This window comes from Flavobacterium macrobrachii (assembly GCF_014486675.1).
In the GTDB taxonomy this organism is placed as follows: Bacteria; Bacteroidota; Bacteroidia; order Flavobacteriales; family Flavobacteriaceae; genus Flavobacterium; species Flavobacterium macrobrachii.
Map to the genome: position 1 here is coordinate 22,030 of NZ_JACTAC010000011.1, position 24,494 is coordinate 46,523.

Consider the following 24,494-nt stretch of genomic DNA (forward strand, 5'->3'; position numbering starts at 1 on the left):
TTGTTAAAAAAAATTAAATTCCGCTGGCAATTATAAATCCACTTGTCCAAGCATTTTGAAAGTTAAAACCACCTGTAATGGCATCAATATTCATGATTTCGCCAGCAAAATATAGATTATCGTGCAATTTGCTTTCCATTGTTTTGAAGTTTATTTCTTTTAAATCAATGCCACCAGCAGTAACAAACTCTTCTTTAAAAGTGCTTTTCCCGTTAACTTGAAATTCGCCGTTGGTTAGTTGGCTGGCTAAATTTGTGAGTTGTGTTTTGGATAAATCTGCCCATTTCACTTCGCTATCAATTTGGGAAGCTAAGACCAAACTTTCCCACAATCGATTTGGTAACTCAAATGGAGATATTTTAGAAACAACTTTTTTAGCTTGTTCGAGTTTTAATTCTTTTAATTGCTCCAAAGTTTCTTCAAACGTGGCATCACCCAACCAGTTGACTTGTATGATAAACTGATACTTTTTTTCAGCCAAAATAATTGCACCCCAAGCCGAAAGTCTCAAAATTGCTGGCCCACTCATTCCCCAATGGGTAATTAATAATGGTCCAACAGCTTCTAGCTTTGTCTCTTTTACTTTTACTTTGGCGAAAGTCGAAACACCCATTAAAGTTGCAATTCGGCTATCTTTGATATTAAAAGTAAACAATGAAGGAACAGGCGCAACAATCGTATGTTCCATATTTTGTAGCATTTCCCATATCTTAGGATTACTACCTGTAGTCATAATTAGTTTTTGACACGAGTAGGTTTCATTATTGGTTTCGACTTTCCAATAGTCATTTCCTTTAAAAAGTGATTGCACACTTTGTCCCGTTAAAACTTCAATTTTCAATTTTTTAACAGCAGTCAAAAAGCAATCTATAATGGTTTGTGAATTATCAGTTGTGGGAAACATGCGACCATCATCTTCTATTTTCAATTCCACACCATGTTTCTCAAACCATTCAATAGTATCGCCCGAACAAAATTGATGAAATGGCCCACGCAATTCTTTTTCTCCACGAGGATAAAATTTCACCAAATCATTGGGAACAAAACAAGCATGCGTCACATTACATCGACCGCCACCAGAAATCCTAACTTTTTCTAAAACGCTTTTTCCTCTTTCGAGAATAGCAACCTTTGAATGCGGATTATTTTCTACGATATTAATTGCCGTAAAAAAACCTGCAGCTCCGCCACCAACGATTATTATATCAAAGTTTGAGTTCATTAAATCACAAAATTTATTTATTAATTTAAAACTTGGCGTTGCTTGTGTAAATCTTGGCGAACTTTACGGTTAATTTATACTCTATCTGGAAAATCAGTAATTATCCCGTCAACGTATAACGATTTCACAAAGATAATGTCTTCGGGCTCATTAACAGTCCATGTGAAAATTTTTAAACGATTGTTTTTCATTTTTTGACAATTTTCAGGGGTTAATAAATGATAATAGGGATGAATGGAGTAAGCTTGCATGAATTTGGCGAAGGCTATGGCGAGCTCTAAATCAGTTTCGGTTAAAACACCAATCCGAATTTCATCATCATGAAACCGAACTTCTTGCAAAGCATTCCAATCAAAACTCGAAATCAAGATTTTGTCTTTTGAAAAAATATTCGAATCTATTAAATCTAAAATGCTTTTTACCGCTTTAATTTCTTTAACCTCAATATTAATATCACATTGATTATTGACCAATTGAAAAACATCTTGTAGCGTGGGAATGCCAAATTCTCGAAGTTCACGTGCAGAAAAACTAGAAACCAAACCAAAGCCAGAAGTTGTTCTATCTATTGTCTTATCGTGAATGACAACTGGAATATTGTCTCTACTTAGAAAAACATCCAGTTCAATCATGTCGACATTGAGTTGTAAAGCTTTTTCGAAAGAAGCCAAAGTGTTTTCAGCCATGTGTCCTTTTGCTCCACGATGTCCTATTAGTATCATTTAGTCAATAAAGCATTGGTGCGACGAATGGCTTCCTCATCTTTATAGTCAAGCCAAGCTTGCCCTTTTCTTTTTCGCATCCAATTATCATAGTGTCGAATAATGGCCACATTTGCAAATCCTTTAAACAAATTACTAGGTTTGCTTGCCAATGAACGTAAGCTTAGAGAGAAACCGGGTGTTAAATATTTCATGTAGTGCCACCAACCTTCAGGCATGTATAACATTTCGCCGTGCTTTAAGTTGGTAATATAAGGTTTAACATGTTTTAACGCGGGGAATTTATCAAAATCAGGGTTTTCAAAGTCTATATCTTCGTGGCAGAGCCAAGAGTAGGGAAGACGATACATGTATTTGGTTTCTTTGGGGTCAATGATGATACATTGTTTTTCTCCTTGAAAATGAAAGTGAAAAAGGTTTGGAAAATCAATATCATAATGTATAAAAACTTTTGCACCTTCACCTCCGAAAAACACCAATGGTAAACTTTTTAGTAATCTCGGACCTAAATCGGGCCATTTCATATCTTCTTTCATTGATGGCACATCTTTCATAAGGTTATAAAGAAAGATGCGTAAATCTGTTGGTCCTTTTTCTAAAATATCGATATACTCAGACATTGTCATTGTAAAATCGGGCTCGTTGACTTTTTTAGTGTAATCGGTTTTTCGACTGTCATACAACGGGACAGTTTTATCGCCTGCAACTTCTCTTAAAAAGTCAAAATTCCATTTTGTAAAAGCTGGCCAATCTTCAATTTGATTAGTCACCACCACAGGTTTTTGAGGTTTGTAGTAATTTTTTATAAATTCCTCTTTAGTAAGTTTTTCAACTCTTTCAATTTCAATGTATTCAAAAGGCATAATTTATAAAGGTGTTTTTGTATTAAATCTTACATTTTTTCAAGTAATACGATGTTGTAATTCGTATCGATACTTATTTTTTCATTTTCAACTATTGCTGTTTTTCCAGAATAAGCATCTTTGACTTTGGTCCCATTTGCAAAAGTAGTACCTACGTTTATTTCTTTTTTACCAGATGGTAAATCTAAACCTACTACTACTTCGTCTTTGTAATTATTTTTTACGAAGGTACGACTAAAAACATAAGGATAGCTAGAAATTTGTTTATGAATTCCTGCGCCTATTGCTGGGTGATTGGCTCTAAATTGTCCTAACTTTTTATAATGCTCATGAATTTTATAGGTCGTTTTATTAAATTCAAATTCTTCCCAGTTCATAAAAGAACGTAGTGTAGCATCACCTTGTGTACCAGGAATATCTAACGGTCTAGATGTTTCATCACCATAATAAACTTGAGAAATTCCGGGAGTTAATAAGAGTTTTGTTCCTGCTTCAAAAATCTTTTCTCTTTGCTTGTCAAAGGGATATCCATCATCATGCGATGATATGTAATTCATTACGCTGTAGTCTTTTAAATCGTTTTGAAGTATCGAATTGTATTTTGAAAATAAGTCTTCATAATTCATTTTGGCTTCGTTTCTAAAATCAAAATTGATTAAACTAGAAAATCCATTTATAAAATAGTCTACCTTTTTGTCTCCAAAATCATAGAACTTTTTCCCGCTGATATTATAGCCATATACTTCACCAACGGTAAAGAACTTGTTATCGTCTAATACTTTTGCTGGATTATTTTTTTTGTATTCCTCAAAAGTTGATTGACAAACGGTTTCAAAATCTTTCCAAACATCTTCGTAAGTGTGTTTCACGGTATCAGCTCTGTAGCCATCGATTCCAAAATCGGCAATGTAATCTGCCAACCATTTCATGATATAATATCGAGGTGCACGAGGATAACCTGTTTTTTTAAAAAAAGCATTTAGTTCGGCTACTTCTTGTTCATAGCGTCCTTCTTTTTTCCATTTTTCAACGAGCATTGGTGGCAAAGAAACTTCTTTGTTGCTTTCAGTTAAAACGTCGGGAAGATTTTCAACTAACGTACAATTTATAAAAGTATCATACGAGTTATAAGTACATTTTGGCGAAGTTCTAACCCAATCGCTAGGAAAAACGGGATCCAATTCAGTAACTGGACCAGTATGATTGATTACTGCATCGAGTATAATTCTAATTCCTTTGGAATGAGCTTTATCTACTAATTCTTTTAAATCAGCGCGCGTACCATAACTTGGATCAATAGCTGTCCAATCTTTAGTCCAATAGCCATGAAAACCATAGGTGTTTCCAGTTCCTTCATCAACGCTGCCATGAATTTGCTCTACAACAGGTGTCATCCAAATCGCGTTGATACCCAAATCGGTAAAATAACCTTCGTCTAATTTTTGAATAACTCCGCGAATATCACCGCCTTCAAACCCACGAAGTTTTCCTGTAGGTTTTGTTCGGTTAATAATTTTGTCATTCGCTGGATTGCCATTTTTAAAACGGTCAATTAATAGAAAATAGACATTGGCACTTTCCCAAACAAAAGGTGTTTTAGATTGCTGTTTATAAGTTACTTCTTTGGTTGAATTACAGCTAATGAATAGGAGCGAAGCAGAAATAGAAAGGATTATTTTTTTCATTTTAAAATTCTAATTTAATTTCAGGGGTTGTATTTTTTAACCACGAGATGGGAACCATTATACTATTGTTTTCTTTCGTAAAAGAAGTAATTTTTCCGTCAATATAAATCGATTTTGGGTTACAATTGTGAATTTTTAGAGTAACAATTTTATCGATTGCATTATAGTTTTTTCCAATTTCTGTTTTCAAAGTCAAAATTGTGTTTTTAGATGTTGAAATTGATGTAAATGTCATGATTTCATAGGCATTATTTTCTATGCTATTTGTTGTTTTTCCATCATCATGAAATAATTTATCGATAGTTGCCACACTACTTTCATCATAGTAATAGTGCAAATCAAAGTAGTTTAAAGAATAATCTGACATATTTTGAAGCGATGTTTTCATTGGAATAAAACTACCACCACGAACGTAAGTAGGAATATTTTCTGAATTTACAGTTACAATTTGAGTAGTTCCAGCATCATATTTTTTACCAGTATAAAAATCAAACCAATTGGACGATTTTGGGAAATATACTTCTGTTGAAGTTACGCCTGCTTTTGTTATCGGTTTTATTAAAAAGTTATTTCCCCAAAGGTAACTTTCTTTTTCGTTTAATGCTTTTTCGTTTTTTGGTTCTTGAAAAAATATCGGACGCATCAATGGTATTCCTGAAACCGAGTTTTCATAGGCTAAAGTATAATTATAAGGCAGTAATTGATAGCGCAATGCTACAGCTTTTTTTGCAACTTCTTTTGTCGCGATATCTTTGTATACTACTTCTGAAGCGACATCATCTTGAGCGTGCGGACGGAAAATTGGATTAAAAACACCATATTGCAGCCAACGCAAATATAATTCATTGTCATAATAATCACCAGCAAATCCGCCTAAATCAGAGTGCATGTAAGCCATACCTTGCATTCCCATTTGTAAAGCTATTTCCATTTGCGATTGTAAACCACCCCAACTTCGAGAAACATCGCCACTCCAAGGTATCATTCCAAAACGTTGACTTCCAGAATATCCTGCTCGCATTAAAATAAACGGTCTTTGTTTTGGAAAATCTTTTTTATAACCGTCGGCAATGAGTTTTGCCCAATTGTGTCCATAGATATTGTGTACTTCATCAGCGGTTCCTCTTGCGGTATTGGCAAAGCTAGGAAACACTTCGGGTTCGCCTAAATCGCCCCAAACACCGGCAACGCCTTGATTAATTAGTCGTTTATACACCTTCCAAAACCATGCTGAACCTTCCGGCTTGAATACATCAACAATTCCAGTATTCCCGAAATAGAAATCCCATGTTGCTGGTTTTCCATCTTTAAGTGTTGCTAGTACCTTTTTGTCTACCGTTTCCTGCCATTTAGATGAGGTAGTAAGAATGAATGGTTCTGTAATTAAAACGGTTTTTATTCCTTTTTCATTCAAATCGCTAATCATTTTATCAGGATTAGGAAAAGTATCTTTATCCCAATCGAGATTTCCCATTGTGCCTTGAACAGTTTTTCCAAACCAATACAAATCTAGAATTATGGCATCAACAGGGATTTTTTCATCTTGAAATTTCTTTATAGTTTTTTCTACTTGCTCTTGCGAACGGTAACCAAAACGGGAAGCAAAATTTCCAAACGACCATATTGGAGGTAATGGTTGATTTCCAGTTAATTTTGTATAATTTGAAATTAAATCTGTCCAAGTTTCGCCAACGATTACTTGATAGGTTTTTCTTCCTGAAATGGTTTCATATTCTAGGACATTATTTTTTTTACTATCTAAGTCTAAATAACCAATAGTAGCATTATCAAAATGAACGGCATATAATTTTGATGATAAAACCAGTGGAATGCAAAAATTCATCAGTTCAGCTTTTGTTTCGTAGCCATATTGTGCTCGGTTATAAAGTGCTAAACGGTTACCGCGTCTGTTCATTCCTAAAGCTCTTGCACCACCGCCAAAAAGGATTTCATCTGACGTGATGTTAAATTGTAACACTTCGGTAGAGTCGTAAACAATGTTTCCTTTTACGTTTTCCAATGGAATGTGTTTACGTTTTGCGTATCCTGATTTTTCTGAAAGGATTTCTTCATTATTATTGAAATAGGAAATTTTGAATGGTGATTTTTGAATAACTATTTTTAAATTACTTGATTTCGAATAACATTCAATTGTGTTAATATTTTCTTTAAAAGAAATATCTTTTAACTTAGTTTTTAAGACAACGGCTTCCGAAGTGTAATTGTTTTTTTCTCCATTTGGTATAAATGATGTTTCAATGATTTTATCATTTAAAAAGTTTACTAGATAATATCCATCTGAAACTCTAACCGAAAATCCACTAGAAAGCTTTTCAATTTCAATGAATTTTCTATTTGCGTTTTGGGCAAATGATAAAGTTGTAATTAAAAAAATTAAAACAATTAAAACAATTTTTTTCATATTTTTATTTTTTGAACCATTAAGGGTTTAAGTTACATTAAGATTTGACTTAATATCTAAAAGGTTTAATTTATTTTCCAAACATAAATTCGATAGGAATGTTAATTCGTTTTTGCCAAGAAGCTTCCGAATGGTTTTCTCCTTCAAATTTAAGATTTTTATAATTTTCTGTTGTGTATCCTTTGGATTGTAGCACTTCGTCTATCCGATATTCGTATTTTAAATAACTTGCGTCTAGTGTTTCTGTTCCGTAATCGAAATAGATTTTGTGGTCTTTTGGATTGGGTAAATTTTTCTCCATGTAAGCAAAAAAACTTTCTGGAATTGGGTTGTTTTCAAAATCACGAAATCCTACCCAATGGGTTGATAAACATGCTGCTTTTCCAAAAACCTTTGGGTATTCGCAAATGGCATACATCGAAATCAATCCGCCCATACTTGAACCCATTATTGCGGTATGTTTTGCATCGGTATAAACCGAATACTTTTTGTCAATGTATGGTTTTAATTCTTTGACGATAAACTTTAGATAATTGTCTGAATTAATATCTTCAATTTTTAAATTATAATTTAATTTTTGAGCTTCAACATAAATAAATTCTATTTTATCTTTTGAAAGTTGTAGCAACGGTTTTTTTGGGAATAAATCGCCATGACGAAGATTTTTAATATTCCAAATGGCAACCACAATCATGTCTTCAATTTTATTTTCAGCATTTAATTTGGAAACAACTTCATCAACCATCCATTCTTGCTTGTTCCATGTTGACGATGAATCAAAAAGCATTTGTCCATCTTGCATGTACAAAACGCTGTATTTTTTATCCTCAGCATAATTGGATGGCAACCAAATATCGACTGTTCTTGGCACAATAAATTTTGTGGGAAAGCTATCTATTCGATGGATAATTCCAGCAAATTTTTCTTTGTCAACTATTTGATGGCTTTCTATTTTGCTTTGCGCAAATGAAAAGGTTGTGATTAAAAATAGTAAAACAATTTTTTTCATTTTTCATTTTTTGAACCATTAAGTAATTAAGAAAAATTAAGTCAAATCATAATGCAACTTAACTTTTCTTAATTACTTAATGGTTTGTTTTTTTATCTTAATTCTAAAATTAATGCCGATTTTCCTTCGATGGAAATTTCATTTTTTAAATCAAAAGAAGCATTTCCTAAAACGTCTTTTCCTGAAGTATAGTTTTTGATATTTTCTAGGAAACGATTGGTTTTGATGGTTTGTTTTTCGGGATTATTGTTGATGATAATCATTACCGTTTCTTTTTCATTATAACGGAAATAGACATAAACGTTGTTTTCTGGTATATAATGAGTAGTTTTTCCTGAATGAATAACCGATTTATTTTTTCTCCAATTTAATAGTTTTGACGTAAAATCGAAGTATTGTTTCTGAACATCGGTTCTTCCTGAAGCTGTGAAAGCGTTGTTTTTGTCGCCATTCCATCCGCCAGGAAAATCTTGTCGAATATCAGCATCGCCTTTGTCTTTGTTTCCTGCCATACCAATTTCGGAACCATAATAAATCTGAGGAATTCCTCGAATCGTTGCTAACAAAGTCATAGCCAATTGGTATTTTTTGAAATCGGGATATAAATGGTTGAAACGTTGCGTATCGTGATTTTCAATAAAGGTTAAAATATTGTCAATGTTTGGATATAAGAAATCGTTGGTAAAATTTTGATATACTTTGATGATTCCTTTATCCCAAGTAGCTTGGTCTTCATTGAAAGTGGAACTAATCGCTTCGTGCAACGTGAAATCCATTACCGAAGGCAAATAGGAATTAAAGTTTTGAATAGCGCCAATTTTACTGTCTTTTTGCCAATAAGCCATTTGAGCTTGGTCGTTCATCCAAACTTCGCCAACAATGTTAAAATGTGGATATTCGTCTGTGATTGCTTTTGTCCATTTGGCAATTCCTTCTTTGTCATTATAGGAATAAGTATCTACTCGAAAACCATCTAAATCGGCATATTCAATCCACCAAATAGCGTTTTGAGTAAGATAGTTTAAAACCAATGGATTAGATTGATTTAAATCGGGCATTGATTTTACAAACCAACCATCCATACAATGTGCTGCATCTCTTTTTGAAGCATTTGCATCAAATTGGGTTGTCATTCTGTAGTTGGAATTGGTAAATTCTGGAAATTGGTGAATCCAATCGCGCGTTGGCAAATCGTTTATCATCCAATGTTTCCAACCCCAATGATTGGTTACATAATCCATAATGTTTTTCATGCCTTTTTTGTGTAATTCTTGGCTCATTCGAAGATAATCTTCGTTAGTTCCATATCTTGGATCGATTTTATACACATCGGATTGTCCATAGGTGTGATAAGAATATCGTTCGTCATTATCTTCACAAAGTGGTGTTGACCAAATGGCTGTTGCGCCAAGTTCGTGGATATAATTGATGTTTTTGATAATTCCTACGATGTCACCACCATGTCTTCCGCCAGGTAAATCGCGATTGTATTTTTCGGTTACTGATGGATGACTGTCGTTGTTTGGGTTTCCGTTAGCAAATCTATCTGGCATTAAAAGATACATTACGTCAGAACTGTTGTAACTTTCGCGGAAGCGTGAGTTTTCTTTGCGTTGTTTGAGTTCGTAGTTTTTAGTAAATGATTTTTTGCCGTTTTTGAAAGTGAAAACGATGTTTTGAGCACTTAGATTTTTGGTGTCAATAGTAACGAAAACATAGTTTGGGTTTTCGGTTTTTTGAATTCCTTTGATGATGATGCCATTAGAAACAGAAACTTCATTTTGAGCAATGTTTTTTCCATAGAACATTATTTGCACGTCGGAACGGTTCATGTCACTCCACCAAAATGGCGGTTCAACTTTGTCAACTTGTGCGAAAGTTGTTATTGTAAACAGAAGTAATAGAAGTGCTTTTTTCATTTTATAAACAATTAAAAAACCCTGTCAGAGTTTAAAACGCTGACAGGGTTAGTGTTAGGTTAATTTAAACCGTTACCAAACTATTCGGTTCAACTAAAATTTCTTTTCCGTTTACAAAAACTGGAATTGCAGTTTCGCCTTCCAAAGTGAAATTGGTTTCGTTTTGATGAACGGCTACTTTTAATATTTGGTTTCTGAAATTGATTTTAAATGAATAACCATTCCATTCTTTTGGAATTCTTGGTTCAAAATGTAATGAGTTATTTTTTACACGCATTCCACCAAAACCTTCTACAATACTCATCCAAGTACCAGCCATAGAAGTAATATGCAAACCTTCTTCTACTTCTTTATTGTAATCATCTAAATCCAATCGAGAAGTTCGTAAATAGAATGTATACGCTTGTTCCATTCTTCCTAAAACAGCAGCTTGAATTGAGTGAACACAAGGTGAAAGCGAACTTTCATGAACAGTAAACGGTTCGTAGAAATCGAAATGTTTTTCTAATTGTTCTTTGCTAAAATGATCTTCAAAGAAATAGAAACCCTGCAAGGTATCGGCTTGTTTGATATATGGCGAACGAAGAATTCTATCCCAAGACCATTTTTGATTTATTGGTCGTTGGGTTTTGTCTAAATCGTGAACTTTTACTAATTCTTTATCTAAAAAACCATCTTGTTGAAGGTAAACATCATGTTCTTCCGAATAAGGAAAATACATTTTGTCTGCTACTTTTTTCCAATGAGCAATTTCGGCATCGTCAAGATTAACTTTGCTCATTATTCGAGAATAATCGGCTGAATATTCGTTTTGAACTTTGTTGATTTGTTCAATTGTATAATCGATACACCATTTGGCTAAATAATTGGTGTAGAAATTATTGTTAACGTTGTTTTCATATTCATTTGGACCAGTTACGCCTAGAATTACATATTGGTTTCTGTAAGTTGAATACGTTGCTCTTTGGTGCCAAAAACGGGCAATTCCAATAAGAACTTCCAATCCTTTTTCTGGAATATAACTGTAATCGCCAGTAAATCGATGATAGTTGAAAATAGCAAAAGCGATGGCGCCATTTCTATGAATTTCTTCAAAAGTGATTTCCCATTCGTTGTGACATTCTTCTCCATTCATGGTAACCATTGGATATAAAGCTGCACCATTTGTAAAGCCTAATTTTCCTGCATTTTCAATAGCTTTGTCCAATTGGTTATAACGATAAGCCAAAAGATTTCGAGCAACTTGCTGGTCTTTTGTAGCCATGTAAAAAGGAATACAATAGGCTTCGGTATCCCAATAGGTCGAACCGCCATATTTTTCGCCTGTAAATCCTTTTGGACCAATGTTTAATCGGCTGTCTTTTCCAAGATATGTTTGGTTTAGTTGGAAAATATTGAAACGAATACCTTGTTGTGCTTTTACATCGCCATCAATAGTAATATCGCTCATTTCCCAGATTTTTGCCCAAGCTTGTTTTTGGCTTTCTACTAAATTAGTAAAACCTATTTTCAAACCTTCGGCAATTACATTTTGTGCTGCTTTTTGCGTGTTTTCATGGTTCATTGAAACCGTATAACCACCTAGTTTTTGGATGGATGCTGTTTGTCCATTTGCAACAGCAACTTCGTATGTGAATTCGACTTTCTCGTTGTTTTTTTCAATATTTACAGGCAATGCATTTGTGTTTTCACCGTTAAGTAAAATAGCATTTTGCATAAACGTTGTAGCAGTAAAATGAGTTTTGAAAGTTCTTGCCGTAACAAAAGCCTCGTTGTTGTTGTGCTGAACGTTCAATGGTTCCCAAAATTTTTCTTCCCAGTTGGCATCTTCGTTGTGAACGCCAGCATCGACATAAGGTTTGAAAACAATTTTGGCATCAGCATTTGGTGTTATTTCATAATTGATAACACCTAATTCATCTAAATCTAAAGATAGAAAACGCGTTACTTTAACTGCAATCTCTAATCCGTTTTGCATTTTGGCATTGAAAGAACGATAGTAAATTCCTTCTTTCATGTTCAACTCACGCTTGAAATTTGAAACCGATTGACATTTGGCTAAATCTAAATTTTCGCCATTAATTTCTATTTTGATACCAATCCAGTTTGGAGCATTCAAGACTTTGGCAAAATATTCTGGATAACCGTTTTTCCACCAACCCACTTTTGTTTTATCAGGATAATAAATTCCGGCAATATAACTTCCTTGGAATGTTTTTTCGGAATAATATTCTTCAAAATTTGCGCGTTGTCCCATTGCGCCATTACCAATACTGAATAAACTTTCAGAAGATTTTACTCTTTCGGCATCAAATCCTTCTTCAATAATCGACCAGTTATCTGGTTTGATATAATCTTGGTTCATTTTTATTTTGATTTAAAGATTTTTGGATGTAAAGATTTAAAGACTTTTGCTTCAAATAATTGTTTTCCTAAATCACTAATTTTTATTTTTCTGTTGTTTTAATATATTAAAGACTCTATGAATGATACATCAATAAACGTGAAATCTTCAAATATGTATTTTGCTTCGTGTAATGTTGTTGCTTCACCAATTCCGATACTTGTCATGTTGGCAATATTTGCGGCTTGGATTCCTGCTACTGAATCTTCAAAAACGATTGAATTTTCGTTGGTAACATTAAGTTTTTTTGCGGCTTGCAAGAAAACTTCTGGATCGGGTTTTGCATTAGTAACATCGTTTCCGTCAACTATGGCGTCAAAAAGGTTGATAATTCCTGTTTTTTCGAGAATTGGTCTCGCATTTTTGCTAGCTGAACCTAAAGCAATTAATTGATTTTTGTCTTTTAAATAGTGTAAAACAGGTAAAACTCCTGGTAAAATTTCATTTTCATCAATATCTACCAAATAGGATAGATAATCTTCGTTTTTTTGGATAAGCCATTTGTTTTTATCTTCTTGAGAAGCTTGAATTCCTCCAAGTTCTAGGATGATATCAAGCGATCGAACGCGGCTAACTCCTTTTAATTCTTCGTTGTGTTCTGGGGTAAATTCGATACCAAGTTCCTGTGCTAATTTTTGCCATGCTAAAAAATGATATTTAGCGGTGTCAACAATTACGCCGTCGAGGTCGAATATGAATGCTTTTTTTGACATTATTTTGTGTCTACGTTATCTTTAACTTTAATTACTAAAAATGCTGCGATAAGGAAACTAATTCCACTCATCACTATAGCATAAATGGCGTGATCACTATAAACATATTTTACTAATGGTCCGCCAATTAAGGCATTTACTATTTGAGGAATTACGATGAAGAAATTAAAAATTCCCATGTAAACTCCCATTTTCTTTGGATGGATTGAACCAGCTAAAATGGCATAAGGCATTGCTAAAATACTCGCCCAAGCAAATCCTACTAAAATCATGGAGAAAATTAATGCTTCTTTGTTTGGCATGAAATACATAGAAATTAAACCAATTCCACCTAAAACTAAAGAAAGAGCATGTGTTTTTCGTCGCCCAATTTGTTTTGCGATGTATGGCAATGCAAAAGCGACGATAGCTGAAACAAGATTGTAAACTCCAAAGATAATTCCAACCCAATCTCCAGCTGATTGAAATTCGGCACTTTTAGTATCGTTAATACTTAGGCCGTAAATGTGTTGTGCAATTGCTGGAGTTGAAAAAACCCACATTCCAAAAAGTCCAAACCAAGAAAAGAATTGCACCCAACTCAGTTGGCGCATGGTTTCGGGCATTTTGGCAAAGTCTGTAAAAATATCGGATAATTTTGCTTCTTTTTCCTTTTCGCCTACAGCTTCTTTGTGTTGCTTTTCATCATTGAATTTGGCAAGTTCTTCTGGCGAATATTCTTTTGTTGTGAAAATGGTAATCAATATCGAACCAACAAGAATCAATGCACCAATTATAAAGGAATAAATTAGATTTTGTGGAATTGCTGAAGTTTCAGTTGCTAAGTTACTAATTCCGAACCATTTGTTTAAAACATAAGGTAACCAAGAACCAACCACAGCACCAATACCAATCAAAGCGGTTTGAACGCTAAAACCAATTGTATGTTGGTCGGCACGAAGATTATCTCCAACTAATGCTCTAAATGGTTCCATTGCAACATTGAAAGATGCGTCCATTATCATTAACATTCCCGCGCCAACCCATAAGGCAGGCATAAAAGCAATGAAAATTTCGGCTTGAGGCATTAGAATTAATCCAATAGAAGCTAATAAAGCTCCAGCTAGGAAATAAGGTTTTCTTCTGCCAAATCTTCCCCAAGTATTGTCACTGTAATGTCCAATTATGGGTTGAACAATTAATCCCATTAGCGGAGCAATTATCCAAAACCATGATAATTCATGAACATCGGCACCAAAAATCTGGAGAATTCTACTAGCGTTAGCATTTTGTAGGGCAAAACCCATTTGTATTCCTAAGAAACCGAAACTCATGTTCCAAATTTCCCAGAAACCTAATTTACGCTTTTCCATTATCGTAATTTAATGATTTATAATACGATAAGCTATTGCTTATCAAGCTTTTTTAGTTTCGAAGTAAAGTATAAGCTTGATAATAAGTTGTAAATATACTAAAGATTTTAAATTTGGCTAGGCTAATTAAAAAAATTAAGAAATGGATATTTACGAAAACGTTTTTTGTTGATAAATCAATTTTTTGTTGATTCTCTTTCTACTAATTCAGTTTCGATAACTTCTGTTTTGTATTGTTCTTCTTCTTCGTCTTCCGATTCTAATCGGTCAATTAACATTTTGGCTGCTTTTCCACCCATTTTTATTCCATTTTGACTAACTGTTGTAATGCTTGGAGTGGAATATTTGGAGATAATTCCATCAGTGAAACCTATTATTGAAATGTCTTCGGGAATATTTTTTCCTAGCTTGTTGGCAATTTTTAATGCAGTAACAGCAAAAAGTTCGTTTACCGCAAAAATAGCTTCAATATCATTGTTTTGTAGAAGTTCTTCTATATAATGGTCAAAATCTTCGGTGTCTTCGATTTTTAGAATAAGATTTTCGTTAATGTCAATATCATTGCTTTTTAGAGCTTTTTTATAGCCTTCGGTCCTTAGCTTTCCAACGCTAACGTAGTCTACAGTAGTGATTAGGGCTATTTTTTTCAGGCCTTTATCGATTAAAAATTGTGTTGCGTTATAAGCGGCATGAACGTCGTCAATAATGATTTTGTCACATAAAATTTCATTCGTAACTCGGTCAAACATGACTACTGGCATTCCTTGATTTATGACTTCGGTAATATGATGAAAATCTTTTTTTTGCTGAGTTTCTTTGGATAAAGACATAATAAAACCATCAATACTTCCGCTAGCGAGCATTTCCATGTTGATAACTTCTTTATCAAAAGATTCGTCCGAGAGACATACTAAAACATTGTATCCGTTTTCATTAGCAACATGTTCAACACCACTAATTACAGTAGCAAAAAAGTGATGAATAATTTCGGGAATGATAATACAAATAGTTTTTGTTTTCTTGTTTTTTAGACTTAAAGCAATGTTGTTTGGCTTGTAGTTGTATAATTTTGCAAAAGCTTGTACTTTTTGTCTTGTGTCTTCGCTAATTTCCAGACTGTTTCGTAATGATTTTGAAACAGTAGAGATTGAAACATCCAATTCTTTTGCAATTTGTTTTAGTGTTACTTTTCTCTTCATTTTTTTGTTTACTAATGATTTGTCAATAAAGATATATTTTTTTTTCACAAACGTCAATTTTATTGTCAAAAATGTACCATAACTAAAAAGTTTTCAACACGAAAACGTTTTCGAAACACAATTAACAAGTGTTCGTTTTGTTGAACCTTTTTTTTGCATAAATTTAACAATTCGAAGACAAAAGTATAAGCACAAAGCAAAAATTTTAACCTAAACAAAAAGTATGAAAACAATTTACAAAAAGTTGTTATTTTTATTCCTGATTTTGCCGTTTGCTGCGTTTGCGCAAACGTTAAGTGGAGTTGTTTTGGATGCAGCATCCAATCAACCTTTGCCGGGAGTAAATGTAATAGTTAAAGGTGCCAACAAAAGCACAACAACTGATTTTGATGGGAAGTTTCAATTGGGTGGGCTTAATAATGGAGACTTAGTTCAGTTCTCTTTTATAGGTTACACTGCTCAAGAAGTAAAATATTCTGGTCAAAAATCAGTATCAATTTCTTTAGTAGAAGAAGCTAATCAACTGCAAGAAGTTGTAGTTCAAGTTGGTTATGGTGGTGTAAAAAAGAAAGATCTTACAGGTTCAGTGACACAATTGTCATCGAAAGATTTCAACAAGGGTGCAAATGTTACAACTGAAAATTTACTTGCTGGTCGTGTTGCTGGTTTAACAATAAACACGGGTGGTGGAGCTCCAGGTAGTGGATCTCAAATTAGAATTCGTGGTGGTTCATCGTTAAGCGCATCCAACAATCCTTTGATAGTCATAGATGGTTTACCAATAACTGAAGGTCAAAATGTTGGGTCAACTTCTATACTTGCATCAATTAATCCAAATGATATTGAGAGTTTTAACGTATTGAAGGATGCATCAGCCTCAGCAATTTACGGTGCAAGAGCGGCAAATGGAGTTATAATCATAACCACAAAAAGAGGAGGAAAGAAGCTTACAATAGATTATAACTTCCAATACGGAAGTGGTAGGGTTATGAATACTGTTGATATTATGAATTCACAACAGTATATTAATTTTATACAGCAAAATCAACCTAGTAGATTTTCAGAACTTGGAATTATTAATCCTAACATAATTGATAATCCTTCTACACCACAGAATGAGTCTCAACAAATCTATAATACAAACTGGCAAAAAGCAATTTACAGAAGAACAGATTTTGTAGACAATAATTTGTCTCTTCGAGGACAGTTGTTTAACAGTATACCTGCTAAATTAACAATAAATAATACTTATCAAGAAGGGTTAAGATTAACTAATGAGTTTACCAGAAATAATGTTTCTGTTGCTTTAAACCCAAGATTCTTCAATGATCACTTGAAGTTTAATGTTTCTGCTTTGTATAGTAATGAAAGAAATAGATTTGCTGATGGCGTAGAAGGAACTGCAATACGTTTTGATCCAACAAAACCTGTTTATAATCCTTACAGTAATAACTTTAACGGATTTTATGAATATGAAAATCCATCGGATCCATCTGGTCTTGCAGCTCAATCACCAAGAAATCCTGTTGCTCAATTACTTCAAACAAATGATAGAGGTGTTAATAATCGTTTTTTAGGAAATTTTGAAGTTGATTATAAATTTCATTTTTTCCCGGAATTACGAGCGGTTTTAAATGTGGGTTTTGACGAGTCAAATGGAGTAAGAAGAATCAATAAAGGTACTACTGGTATCGGTTCTAGTGAAGTACTAAATAATAGTTTTATTGGGACTAATATTGAAGATGAAGATACGAGAAGAAACAAATTATTAGATGCTTATTTTGTTTACAACAAAAAATTTGGTAATACTAGTGTAGAAGCAACTGCAGGTTATTCTTATCAAAAGTTTGAGTATAATGGTTACAGAAGTGGTAATAGAAATAACCCAGCAGCAGTTGAAAGTTTTCCTGCTAATCCTGACGAGGTACTAATTGGTTACTTTGCGAGAACGAATATTAATTACAATGATAAGTATTTGTTAACCTTAGCTATGAGGAGAGATGGTACTTCACGTTTTTCTGAAGAAAATCGTTGGGGTAATTATCCGTCAGCTGCTTTTGCTTGGAAATTGAAAGAGGACTTTTTTGAAAATAACAAAACTATTTCTGATTTAAAACTACGTTTAGGTTGGGGAATATCTGGTCAACAAAACATACCTGTTGGGGATTTTTATTTACCAAGATATAGCACTGGATTGTTAAATTCTCAATATAGTTTTGGTGGAGAGTCATTAACTGTTGGTGTTCCACAATCATATAATCCTAATATCAAATGGGAGGAAACTACTTCATATAATTTTGGTTTAGATTACGGTTTATTTAATGGAAGGCTATCTGGAGCTTTTGATGTATTTTATAAATTAACTGATGATTTATATTTTGCTGAGACTCCATATGCTGATGGAAGTAATTTTGGAAATCAAGGTCCAGCTAATGGTGGAAGTTTTTCTACAAAAGGGATTGAATTTAACTTAAATGCAGATGTGGTTAGAGGAGATAATTTCAATTGGAATATTAATTTTAATGCAACCACTTTTGAAAGAAGGATTGAGTCTCTTCCTGCTGATCAAGTAGAGCAATTTATTGGGAGTTCTGGTGCAGGAACTGGAGGAACATCGCAAATCAGAAGAGTAGGTTTTACTCCTGACTCCTTCTTTGTATATAAGCAATTGTACAATTTAGACGGTTCACCAATTGATGGTGCTTTCGCTGATTTAAATGGAGATGGGGTTGTTAATCAAAGCGATCGTTATCTATACAAAAATCCAGATCCTGATGCTGTTTTTGGTTTTTCATCAAACATGAATTATAAAAACTTTGATTTTTCTTTCTTCTTGAGAGCAAGTGTTGGGAATAGAATTCTAAATCAAATAAATTCAACTAGAGCATACTCAAGTTTTGCTTTTGCAAATGATGGACAATTATCAAATATTCCTGTTTCATTTAATGATACACAATTTGCTATTGCCAATGGACAAACAGTTTTGTCAGACTTGTATGTTGAGAATGGATCTTTTTTAAGAATGGATAACATTACGTTAGGTTACACATTTCCAGAATGGTTAGATGGTAAAGCATCGTTAAGATTATTTACAGGTGTTCAAAACGCATTTATAATAACTGAATACTCTGGTCTTGACCCTGAGATAAATAATGAAGGAAGAGATAACACTATTTATCCTAGACAAAGACAATTTTTATTTGGGGCTAATTTAAAATTCTAAAAAAACTATGAAAAAAAGTAAATTTAATTTTGTTTATGTCATTATCACAGCATTCGTTTTTGTATCGTGCGAAAGTGATTTAGACATTACACCAGAAAATCCTCAAGTATTCCTCTCAGATGAATTTTTTGCCACTGAGAATGCATATAAAAAAGGATTAGCAGGTGTTTATGGTAATTTGGCTTTGACAGGTACAGATGGACCTTCATCATCCAATATTGGTGGTGTAGATGCTGGTACTAGCCAATATGGTCGTTGTTTGTGGTATTTGCAAAACTTAGCCACCGATGAAGCTATTTGGAGTTATGAAAATGATGAAGGTGTAAGAGATTTACAACGTAATATTTGGACTTCGGATAATGCAATAATAAGAGGTATGTACAGTAGAGCTATGTTCCATGTCGCTCTAACAAATGAGTATTTAAGACAAACAACATCTTCTAAATTATCATCAAGAGGAGTAACAGATCCAACATTACTCGCTGATATAGAAGATTACAGGAATGAGATGAAAGCTATGAGAGCTTTAGCGTATTATCATTTAATGGATATGTTTGGTAAAGCAGCCTTTAATACAGAAGAACAGCCTGTTGCAGTTGCTGGTGTACAATACACAAGACAACAATTATTTGAGTTCATCGAGACCGATTTAATAAATTTAATACCGTCACTAAAAGCACCAAGAACAAACGAGTCAGGTCGTTTAGATCAAGCTTTTGCACGTATGATTTTAGCAAAAATGTACTTAAATGCAGAAGTTTATATTGGTCAAAATAGATACCAAGATTGTATGAATCAATGTGAGTCTATCATCAATGGTGGTTATGTATTAGAGTTAAATTACTTGGATAACTTTAAAGCTGATAATGATACTTCAACCGAAATGATATTTGCTATACAGTCTGATGGGGTTGTTACTCAAAACTTTGGTCCAACTACAGTAATGATTAACGGTTCTGTTGGTTCATTAGAGCAAAATGGAATTTCTCTTGGAGTAGGTGCAGGAGGTTGGGGTGGAGCTATTCGTTTGAGAAAGCAATTTGTTGAAAAGTTTAACGGCTCTGAGTTTGATTTTGATATCAGAAAAACAATTTCTGGTGGTGGTCAAAGGACTTTAGATATTTTGGACATTAACAATAGAAATCAAGGATACATATTATCTAAATATTCAAATGTTAGTTCAAGTGGAATAAATGGATCAAACTCTACATTTGTAGACACTGATTTTCCTTTATTCAGGCTTGCAGATGTTTATTTAATGTACGCTGAAGCTCAGATGAGAAAAGATGGTGCTACAAATGGTAGTTCAACAGCTAATGTTTCTTCAACATCTTTAGGGTATATAAATGCACTTAGAGAAAGAGCAAATGACGGAAACTTTGCAAACGTATCAACTTCTCAAGTAACTTTAGATTTTATATTAGATGAGAGATCAAGAGAATTACATTGGGAAGCTCACAGAAGACAAGACTTAATACGTTTTGGAAAATATTCTGGTGGAATTTATAATTGGGCTTGGAAAGGAAATGCCCCAGGCGGAATAGCAATACCAACATTCCGTAATTTATATCCAATTCCGCAGCTTTCTTTAGTTGCAAATCCAAATTTAACACAAAATACAGGTTATTAATAAAAAATTAAACAAGATGAAAAAAATAGTAAAATCAATATTACTACTAACAGTAAGTACATTTCTGCTTACCTCATGCGAAGACGAGCAGGATTTAAAATTCATAACGCCAGCAGAATCTTTTAGAATAATTACTCCATTAACTGGTGAAAGCATTGTTCTAAGTGAGAGCAATCCTACTAATCCTGGAATTTCATTGACTTGGGATCAACCAGATTTTTCAACACCTACACAAATTGAATATAGTGTTGAATTAGCTCCAGTTGGGTCTGATTTCTCCAACGCTCAGATTTTAGCCACAACGTCTAATGAATTTGTTACCATCCAGTCTGGTCAGTTAAACTTCGCTGCATTAGTTGCTGGAGCAACTCCTTTTGTACAAAGTTCTGTTGATATTAGAATTAAAGCAACTGTTGGTAATTCTGAACCAGCTTACTCTAATATTATAACATATTTAGTGACACCATATGGATGTTTAGGACAATTTGCAGTTGGAGCTGGGATTCCTTCTGCTGGTTGGAATTGGGATTCACCACTTAGTTTAATATGTGATGATAATGTTCTTACTGCTACTGTAACTTTCGCAAATGATACTTTTAGATTTTTTACTGAGGAAACAGTATGGTCTTCTGGTAGAAATTTTCCTTATTATACAGATCTTGGATACAAAATCAGTTCGAATTTTGAAAATGCTAATGATGGCGACTCAAACTTCAGATTCGTAGGTACTCCGGGTGTTCACCGTTTAAAAATTGATGAAAATCAAAAGACAATAACTGCTTTTCAAGGTTCAACTTCTGCGAGTTCTTACTGGCTTGTTGGTCAAGCTACACCTGGAGGTTGGTCATGGGCAGGTAATAATGAGTCGGAATTAGGATTAGTAGCGCCAGGCGTTTATGAAGCAATTGTTCGTTTTAGTCCTGATGGAGATGCTAATTTCAGAATTTGGTTGGCAAATGATGGTGGTGACAGTTGGGGTTCTCCAAATAGAAATTTCCCTTCTTTTGTAAATGACGGTTATGTAATTGATAACGAGTTAATTAATGCTAACGACGGAGATTCTAATTTTAAATATATTGGTCCAAATGCAGTTAGAAAATTCACTGTTAATACAATCACAAAAGTGATTACAGTTGACTAATTAAATAATATTTTTGAAGGGCTGAAATTATTATTTTTCAGCCCTTTTTTTATCTAAAAATAACTATGAAAAATCTATTATTTTTTTTAGCATTTGTTTTATTTACAAAGGCTAACGCACAAGTTACAACTTCGCCAACTACTGTTCTTGCAGAGCAACCAGTAACAATTACATTTAACAAAACAGGAACAGAATTAGCTCCTTATACAGGAATAATTTATGCTTATATTGGAGTTACTGTAAATGGAGTTCGATTTCAAAATATTAAAGGTAGTTCTGATTTTGCTAGTCCTTTACATCCACAAATGACTCAAGTTGGGACTTCATCAAACTATACATTAACAATAACACCAGACTTATACACTTATTTTGGTGTGCCAACTAATAGCTCAATAACCGAGATTTGTGTTGTCTTTAGATCTGCTGATGCAAGTTTGCAATCTAGACCAGATTATTTCGTGCCCGTGGGTGCATTTCAATATAATCTAACTGCTCCTGCATTAAATAGTAATAATATAATATCTAGTGGATCTAATGTAACTGTTACAGCTAATAATACAAATGGTTCTGCAAATTATCAATTATTTGTAAATGGCTCAACTACACCTCTTAATACTCAGAATACTTCAAATTATTCTTTTGTTGATACTAATGTAACTGTAAATAAAAATTATGTTTTAAGAATAACTCAAGGTAATACAACATTCACAGCTAGATTTTCAGTTATTATTAATCCAGGAAATTTAACAGGAGCAATGCCATCAGGTTTAGTTGATGGAATAAATTACAATCCTTCTGATCCTACAAAAGCTACTTTAGTATTAAATGCTCCATTTAAAAGTTTCATCTATGTGGCTGGAAGTTTTAATAACTGGCAACCAACAAGTGCTTTTGCAATGAAAAGAGATACAGCTTCTGGTTCAACAAAATATTGGTTAGAATTAACAGGATTAACTCCAGGTCAAATTTATGCTTATCAATATTGGGTTTGTGATGTAGTAAATTTACCAGTTGGTTCGCCAGCAATTGTTAAAACTGCTGATCCATTTTCAACACTTGTTCTTTCACCGTTTGACGACCCAGAAATTCAATCGCTTGGAGTATTTCCTAACTTGCCAGCATATTCCGCTATTGCACCAGGACAGGAAAGAGAAGTAACCGTATTACAAACTGGACCAAATAATTTATTTTCTTATAATTGGAGTAGTGCGACCACAAATTTTGTGAAACCTAAAAAGAAAGATTTAGTGTTTTATGAAGTTTTGATAAGAGATTTTGATGCAACAAGAACGTATCAAGATTTAATTAATAGAATCGATTATTTTAAGAATCTTAAGATAAATGCTATTAAATTGATGCCAGTTATGGAGTTTGAAGGCAACATGAGTTGGGGTTACAATACGGTTTTTCATATGGCGTTAGACAAACGTTACGGTCCGCCGGTTAAATTGAAAGAATTTGTAGATTTATGTCATCAAAACGGTATTGCGGTAATTTTAGATATAGCATTAAATCACGTTTTTGGACGTTCACCTTTAGAAAGAATGTGGATGTTAGATTCTGATAACGATGGTTGGGCCAACGGAACAGGACCAAGAACAACTACTGAAAATCCTTATGTAAATCAAGTTGCCTTACATAGTTACAATGTTGGAAGTGATTTAAATCATTTTAGAGAAACAGGTCCAGGCGGGAATTTAACAAATACTTATGCTATTCGAACAATTCAATATTGGATTAATGAATTTAAAATTGATGGTTACCGTTGGGATTTAACGAAAGGATTTACAAACCAGTGTACTTCAATGGATGAAGGTTGTACAAATGGTTATAGAACCGATCGTGTTGCGAAAATGAAATGGTATGCTGACAATCAGTGGGCAGCAGATCCACTTTCGCTAGTAATTTTTGAACATTTAGGAACTGGTGGTTCAGCACAAGAAGAGGTGGAATGGGCTAGTTATAATAGAGTAGGAAACCAAGGCGGTATCATGCAGTGGAGAAAAATGACTGATCCTTATGCAAACTTATTAAAAGGAAATGCGACAAACCTAGCAGCGGTTACTGATCCATCTGATAGAATGATAGGTTACGCAGAAAGTCATGATGAAGAGAGAGTAGTTTATAAAGCATTGAATGAGGCTGGACAAACCGTTGGTAATTTAGATAAAGTTTTACAAAGATTACCTGCAATGGGTTCAGTTTTATTTATGGTTCCCGGACCGAAAATGATATGGCACTTTGGGGCATTAGGTTGGGATGAATCTTTATTTTTATGCAGCAATGGTAACGTTCAGTTCAATGATGGATGTAAATTAGATACTAAACCTCAACCTCAATGGGCAGAAAATTGGTTACAAAATCCAGCTAGAGCAAACGTCTATAACCAATGGGCTAGACAAATTGATTTAAGAATCAAGGAAGATGTATTCGAAAATGGACAATTCGCATGGAATTTTAGCCAAGTAGGAAGACCAAGGTTAGATGTTTGGACATCAACATCTCCTACATCTTCATTGAGTTATGTATTTGTATTGACAAACTTTTCAGATAGCACTTATGATGTTCCAGGTGGTTTTCCCTTCACCGGTAATTGGGTGAATTTAATGGATAATACTACATTAAATGTTACAAATCAAAATCAAAATGTTTCTATTGAACCTGGTGGTTATCGAATATTTGGTAACCAGCAAAGTACTTTAGATATTGTAAATAATGAATCTAGAAGTTTAACTCTTTATCCAAATCCAGCTAACAATTATTTTGTTATCGAAGGAGAAATTTCTAAAGCCGAAATATATTCTGTCACAGGACAATTAGTGAAGTCGTTTGATGGAATAAATGCTACTGATTATCAATTTGATATTAACGATTTGACCAAAGGTGTATATCTAGTGAAAGCATTTGATTCTCAAAACAGAACAAAAACAATGAAATTAATTAAACAATAATTTGGTTAGAGTTAGTTTAGTTATTGTAAGCCACACTGA

Annotated in this window: 15 protein-coding genes; 4 read left to right on the forward strand and 11 right to left on the reverse strand. The window is 33.6% G+C overall.

Annotated features, from left to right (window positions below; genetic code table 11):
* Positions 1 to 13: 13 nt before the first annotated feature.
* The 11 genes from IAI56_RS04340 to IAI56_RS04390 form a co-directional block, all read right to left on the reverse strand.
* The gene (locus tag IAI56_RS04340; RefSeq protein ID WP_187656707.1) at positions 14 to 1,222 is read right to left on the reverse strand and encodes a BaiN/RdsA family NAD(P)/FAD-dependent oxidoreductase; all 1,209 of its coding nucleotides are present in this window, start codon (positions 1,220 to 1,222) and stop codon (positions 14 to 16) included.
* A gap of 74 nt (positions 1,223 to 1,296) precedes the next feature.
* Positions 1,297 to 1,944 (reverse strand): glycerophosphodiester phosphodiesterase, encoded by a 648-nt coding sequence (locus IAI56_RS04345; RefSeq protein WP_187656708.1) that lies wholly within the window; start codon positions 1,942 to 1,944, stop codon positions 1,297 to 1,299.
* Entirely contained in the window at positions 1,941 to 2,807 is an 867-nt protein-coding gene (locus IAI56_RS04350; RefSeq protein ID WP_187656709.1) for a cupin-like domain-containing protein, read from the reverse strand. Before IAI56_RS04350 ends, IAI56_RS04345 begins: the two co-directional genes overlap by 4 nt.
* Positions 2,808 to 2,836: 29 nt before the next feature.
* Entirely contained in the window at positions 2,837 to 4,492 is a 1,656-nt protein-coding gene (locus tag IAI56_RS04355) for an alpha-amylase family glycosyl hydrolase (protein ID WP_187656710.1), read from the reverse strand.
* Position 4,493: 1 nt separating this feature from the next.
* Positions 4,494 to 6,914 (reverse strand): glycoside hydrolase family 31 protein, encoded by a 2,421-nt coding sequence (locus tag IAI56_RS04360; RefSeq protein ID WP_187656711.1) that lies wholly within the window; start codon positions 6,912 to 6,914, stop codon positions 4,494 to 4,496.
* Between the two features lie 70 nt (positions 6,915 to 6,984).
* Positions 6,985 to 7,923 carry an alpha/beta hydrolase gene (locus tag IAI56_RS04365; RefSeq protein WP_187656712.1) on the reverse strand — a complete coding sequence of 313 codons (939 nt, stop codon included), beginning with the start codon at positions 7,921 to 7,923 and terminating at the stop codon, positions 6,985 to 6,987.
* A 92-nt stretch (positions 7,924 to 8,015) separates the two neighbouring features.
* On the reverse strand, positions 8,016 to 9,842 hold the full coding sequence (locus IAI56_RS04370) for a glycoside hydrolase family 13 protein (RefSeq protein WP_187656713.1): 1,827 nt from the start codon (positions 9,840 to 9,842) through the stop codon (positions 8,016 to 8,018).
* 64 nt (positions 9,843 to 9,906) lie between these two features.
* On the reverse strand, positions 9,907 to 12,207 hold the full coding sequence (locus tag IAI56_RS04375) for a glycoside hydrolase family 65 protein (RefSeq protein WP_187656714.1): 2,301 nt from the start codon (positions 12,205 to 12,207) through the stop codon (positions 9,907 to 9,909).
* Positions 12,208 to 12,305: 98 nt separating this feature from the next.
* Positions 12,306 to 12,959 (reverse strand): beta-phosphoglucomutase, encoded by a 654-nt coding sequence (gene pgmB, locus IAI56_RS04380; RefSeq protein ID WP_187656715.1) that lies wholly within the window; start codon positions 12,957 to 12,959, stop codon positions 12,306 to 12,308.
* Entirely contained in the window at positions 12,959 to 14,311 is a 1,353-nt protein-coding gene (locus tag IAI56_RS04385; RefSeq protein WP_187656716.1) for an MFS transporter, read from the reverse strand. Before IAI56_RS04385 ends, pgmB begins: the two co-directional genes overlap by 1 nt.
* Before the next feature lie 176 nt (positions 14,312 to 14,487).
* Complete coding sequence (locus IAI56_RS04390; RefSeq protein ID WP_187656717.1) at positions 14,488 to 15,510, reverse strand: LacI family DNA-binding transcriptional regulator; 1,023 nt, start codon at positions 15,508 to 15,510, stop codon at positions 14,488 to 14,490.
* Between the two features lie 223 nt (positions 15,511 to 15,733).
* Here IAI56_RS04390 and IAI56_RS04395 point away from each other — a divergent pair, with 223 nt between their 5' ends.
* From IAI56_RS04395 to IAI56_RS04410, 4 genes are all read left to right on the forward strand, one after another.
* Complete coding sequence (locus tag IAI56_RS04395) at positions 15,734 to 18,733, forward strand: SusC/RagA family TonB-linked outer membrane protein (protein ID WP_187656718.1); 3,000 nt, start codon at positions 15,734 to 15,736, stop codon at positions 18,731 to 18,733.
* A 184-nt stretch (positions 18,734 to 18,917) separates the two neighbouring features.
* The gene (locus IAI56_RS04400; protein WP_244970331.1) at positions 18,918 to 20,363 is read left to right on the forward strand and encodes a RagB/SusD family nutrient uptake outer membrane protein; all 1,446 of its coding nucleotides are present in this window, start codon (positions 18,918 to 18,920) and stop codon (positions 20,361 to 20,363) included.
* A 16-nt stretch (positions 20,364 to 20,379) separates the two neighbouring features.
* On the forward strand, positions 20,380 to 21,504 hold the full coding sequence (locus IAI56_RS04405) for a SusE domain-containing protein (RefSeq protein WP_187656720.1): 1,125 nt from the start codon (positions 20,380 to 20,382) through the stop codon (positions 21,502 to 21,504).
* A gap of 65 nt (positions 21,505 to 21,569) precedes the next feature.
* Positions 21,570 to 24,455: an alpha-amylase family protein gene (locus IAI56_RS04410; RefSeq protein WP_187656721.1), complete on the forward strand. Its 2,886-nt coding sequence runs from the start codon at positions 21,570 to 21,572 to the stop codon at positions 24,453 to 24,455.
* The last annotated feature ends 39 nt before the right edge of the window (positions 24,456 to 24,494 follow it).

Coding starts and splice junctions, on each gene's coding strand:
- IAI56_RS04340 (WP_187656707.1), bottom strand. CDS start 1,222: ATGAACTCAAACTTTGATATAATAATCGTTGGTGGCGGAGCTGCAGGT.
- IAI56_RS04345 (WP_187656708.1), bottom strand. CDS start 1,944: ATGATACTAATAGGACATCGTGGAGCAAAAGGACACATGGCTGAAAAC.
- IAI56_RS04350 (WP_187656709.1), bottom strand. CDS start 2,807: ATGCCTTTTGAATACATTGAAATTGAAAGAGTTGAAAAACTTACTAAA.
- IAI56_RS04355 (WP_187656710.1), bottom strand. CDS start 4,492: ATGAAAAAAATAATCCTTTCTATTTCTGCTTCGCTCCTATTCATTAGC.
- IAI56_RS04360 (WP_187656711.1), bottom strand. CDS start 6,914: ATGAAAAAAATTGTTTTAATTGTTTTAATTTTTTTAATTACAACTTTA.
- IAI56_RS04365 (WP_187656712.1), bottom strand. CDS start 7,923: ATGAAAAAAATTGTTTTACTATTTTTAATCACAACCTTTTCATTTGCG.
- IAI56_RS04370 (WP_187656713.1), bottom strand. CDS start 9,842: ATGAAAAAAGCACTTCTATTACTTCTGTTTACAATAACAACTTTCGCA.
- IAI56_RS04375 (WP_187656714.1), bottom strand. CDS start 12,207: ATGAACCAAGATTATATCAAACCAGATAACTGGTCGATTATTGAAGAA.
- pgmB (WP_187656715.1), bottom strand. CDS start 12,959: ATGTCAAAAAAAGCATTCATATTCGACCTCGACGGCGTAATTGTTGAC.
- IAI56_RS04385 (WP_187656716.1), bottom strand. CDS start 14,311: ATGGAAAAGCGTAAATTAGGTTTCTGGGAAATTTGGAACATGAGTTTC.
- IAI56_RS04390 (WP_187656717.1), bottom strand. CDS start 15,510: ATGAAGAGAAAAGTAACACTAAAACAAATTGCAAAAGAATTGGATGTT.
- IAI56_RS04395 (WP_187656718.1), top strand. CDS start 15,734: ATGAAAACAATTTACAAAAAGTTGTTATTTTTATTCCTGATTTTGCCG.
- IAI56_RS04405 (WP_187656720.1), top strand. CDS start 20,380: ATGAAAAAAATAGTAAAATCAATATTACTACTAACAGTAAGTACATTT.
- IAI56_RS04410 (WP_187656721.1), top strand. CDS start 21,570: ATGAAAAATCTATTATTTTTTTTAGCATTTGTTTTATTTACAAAGGCT.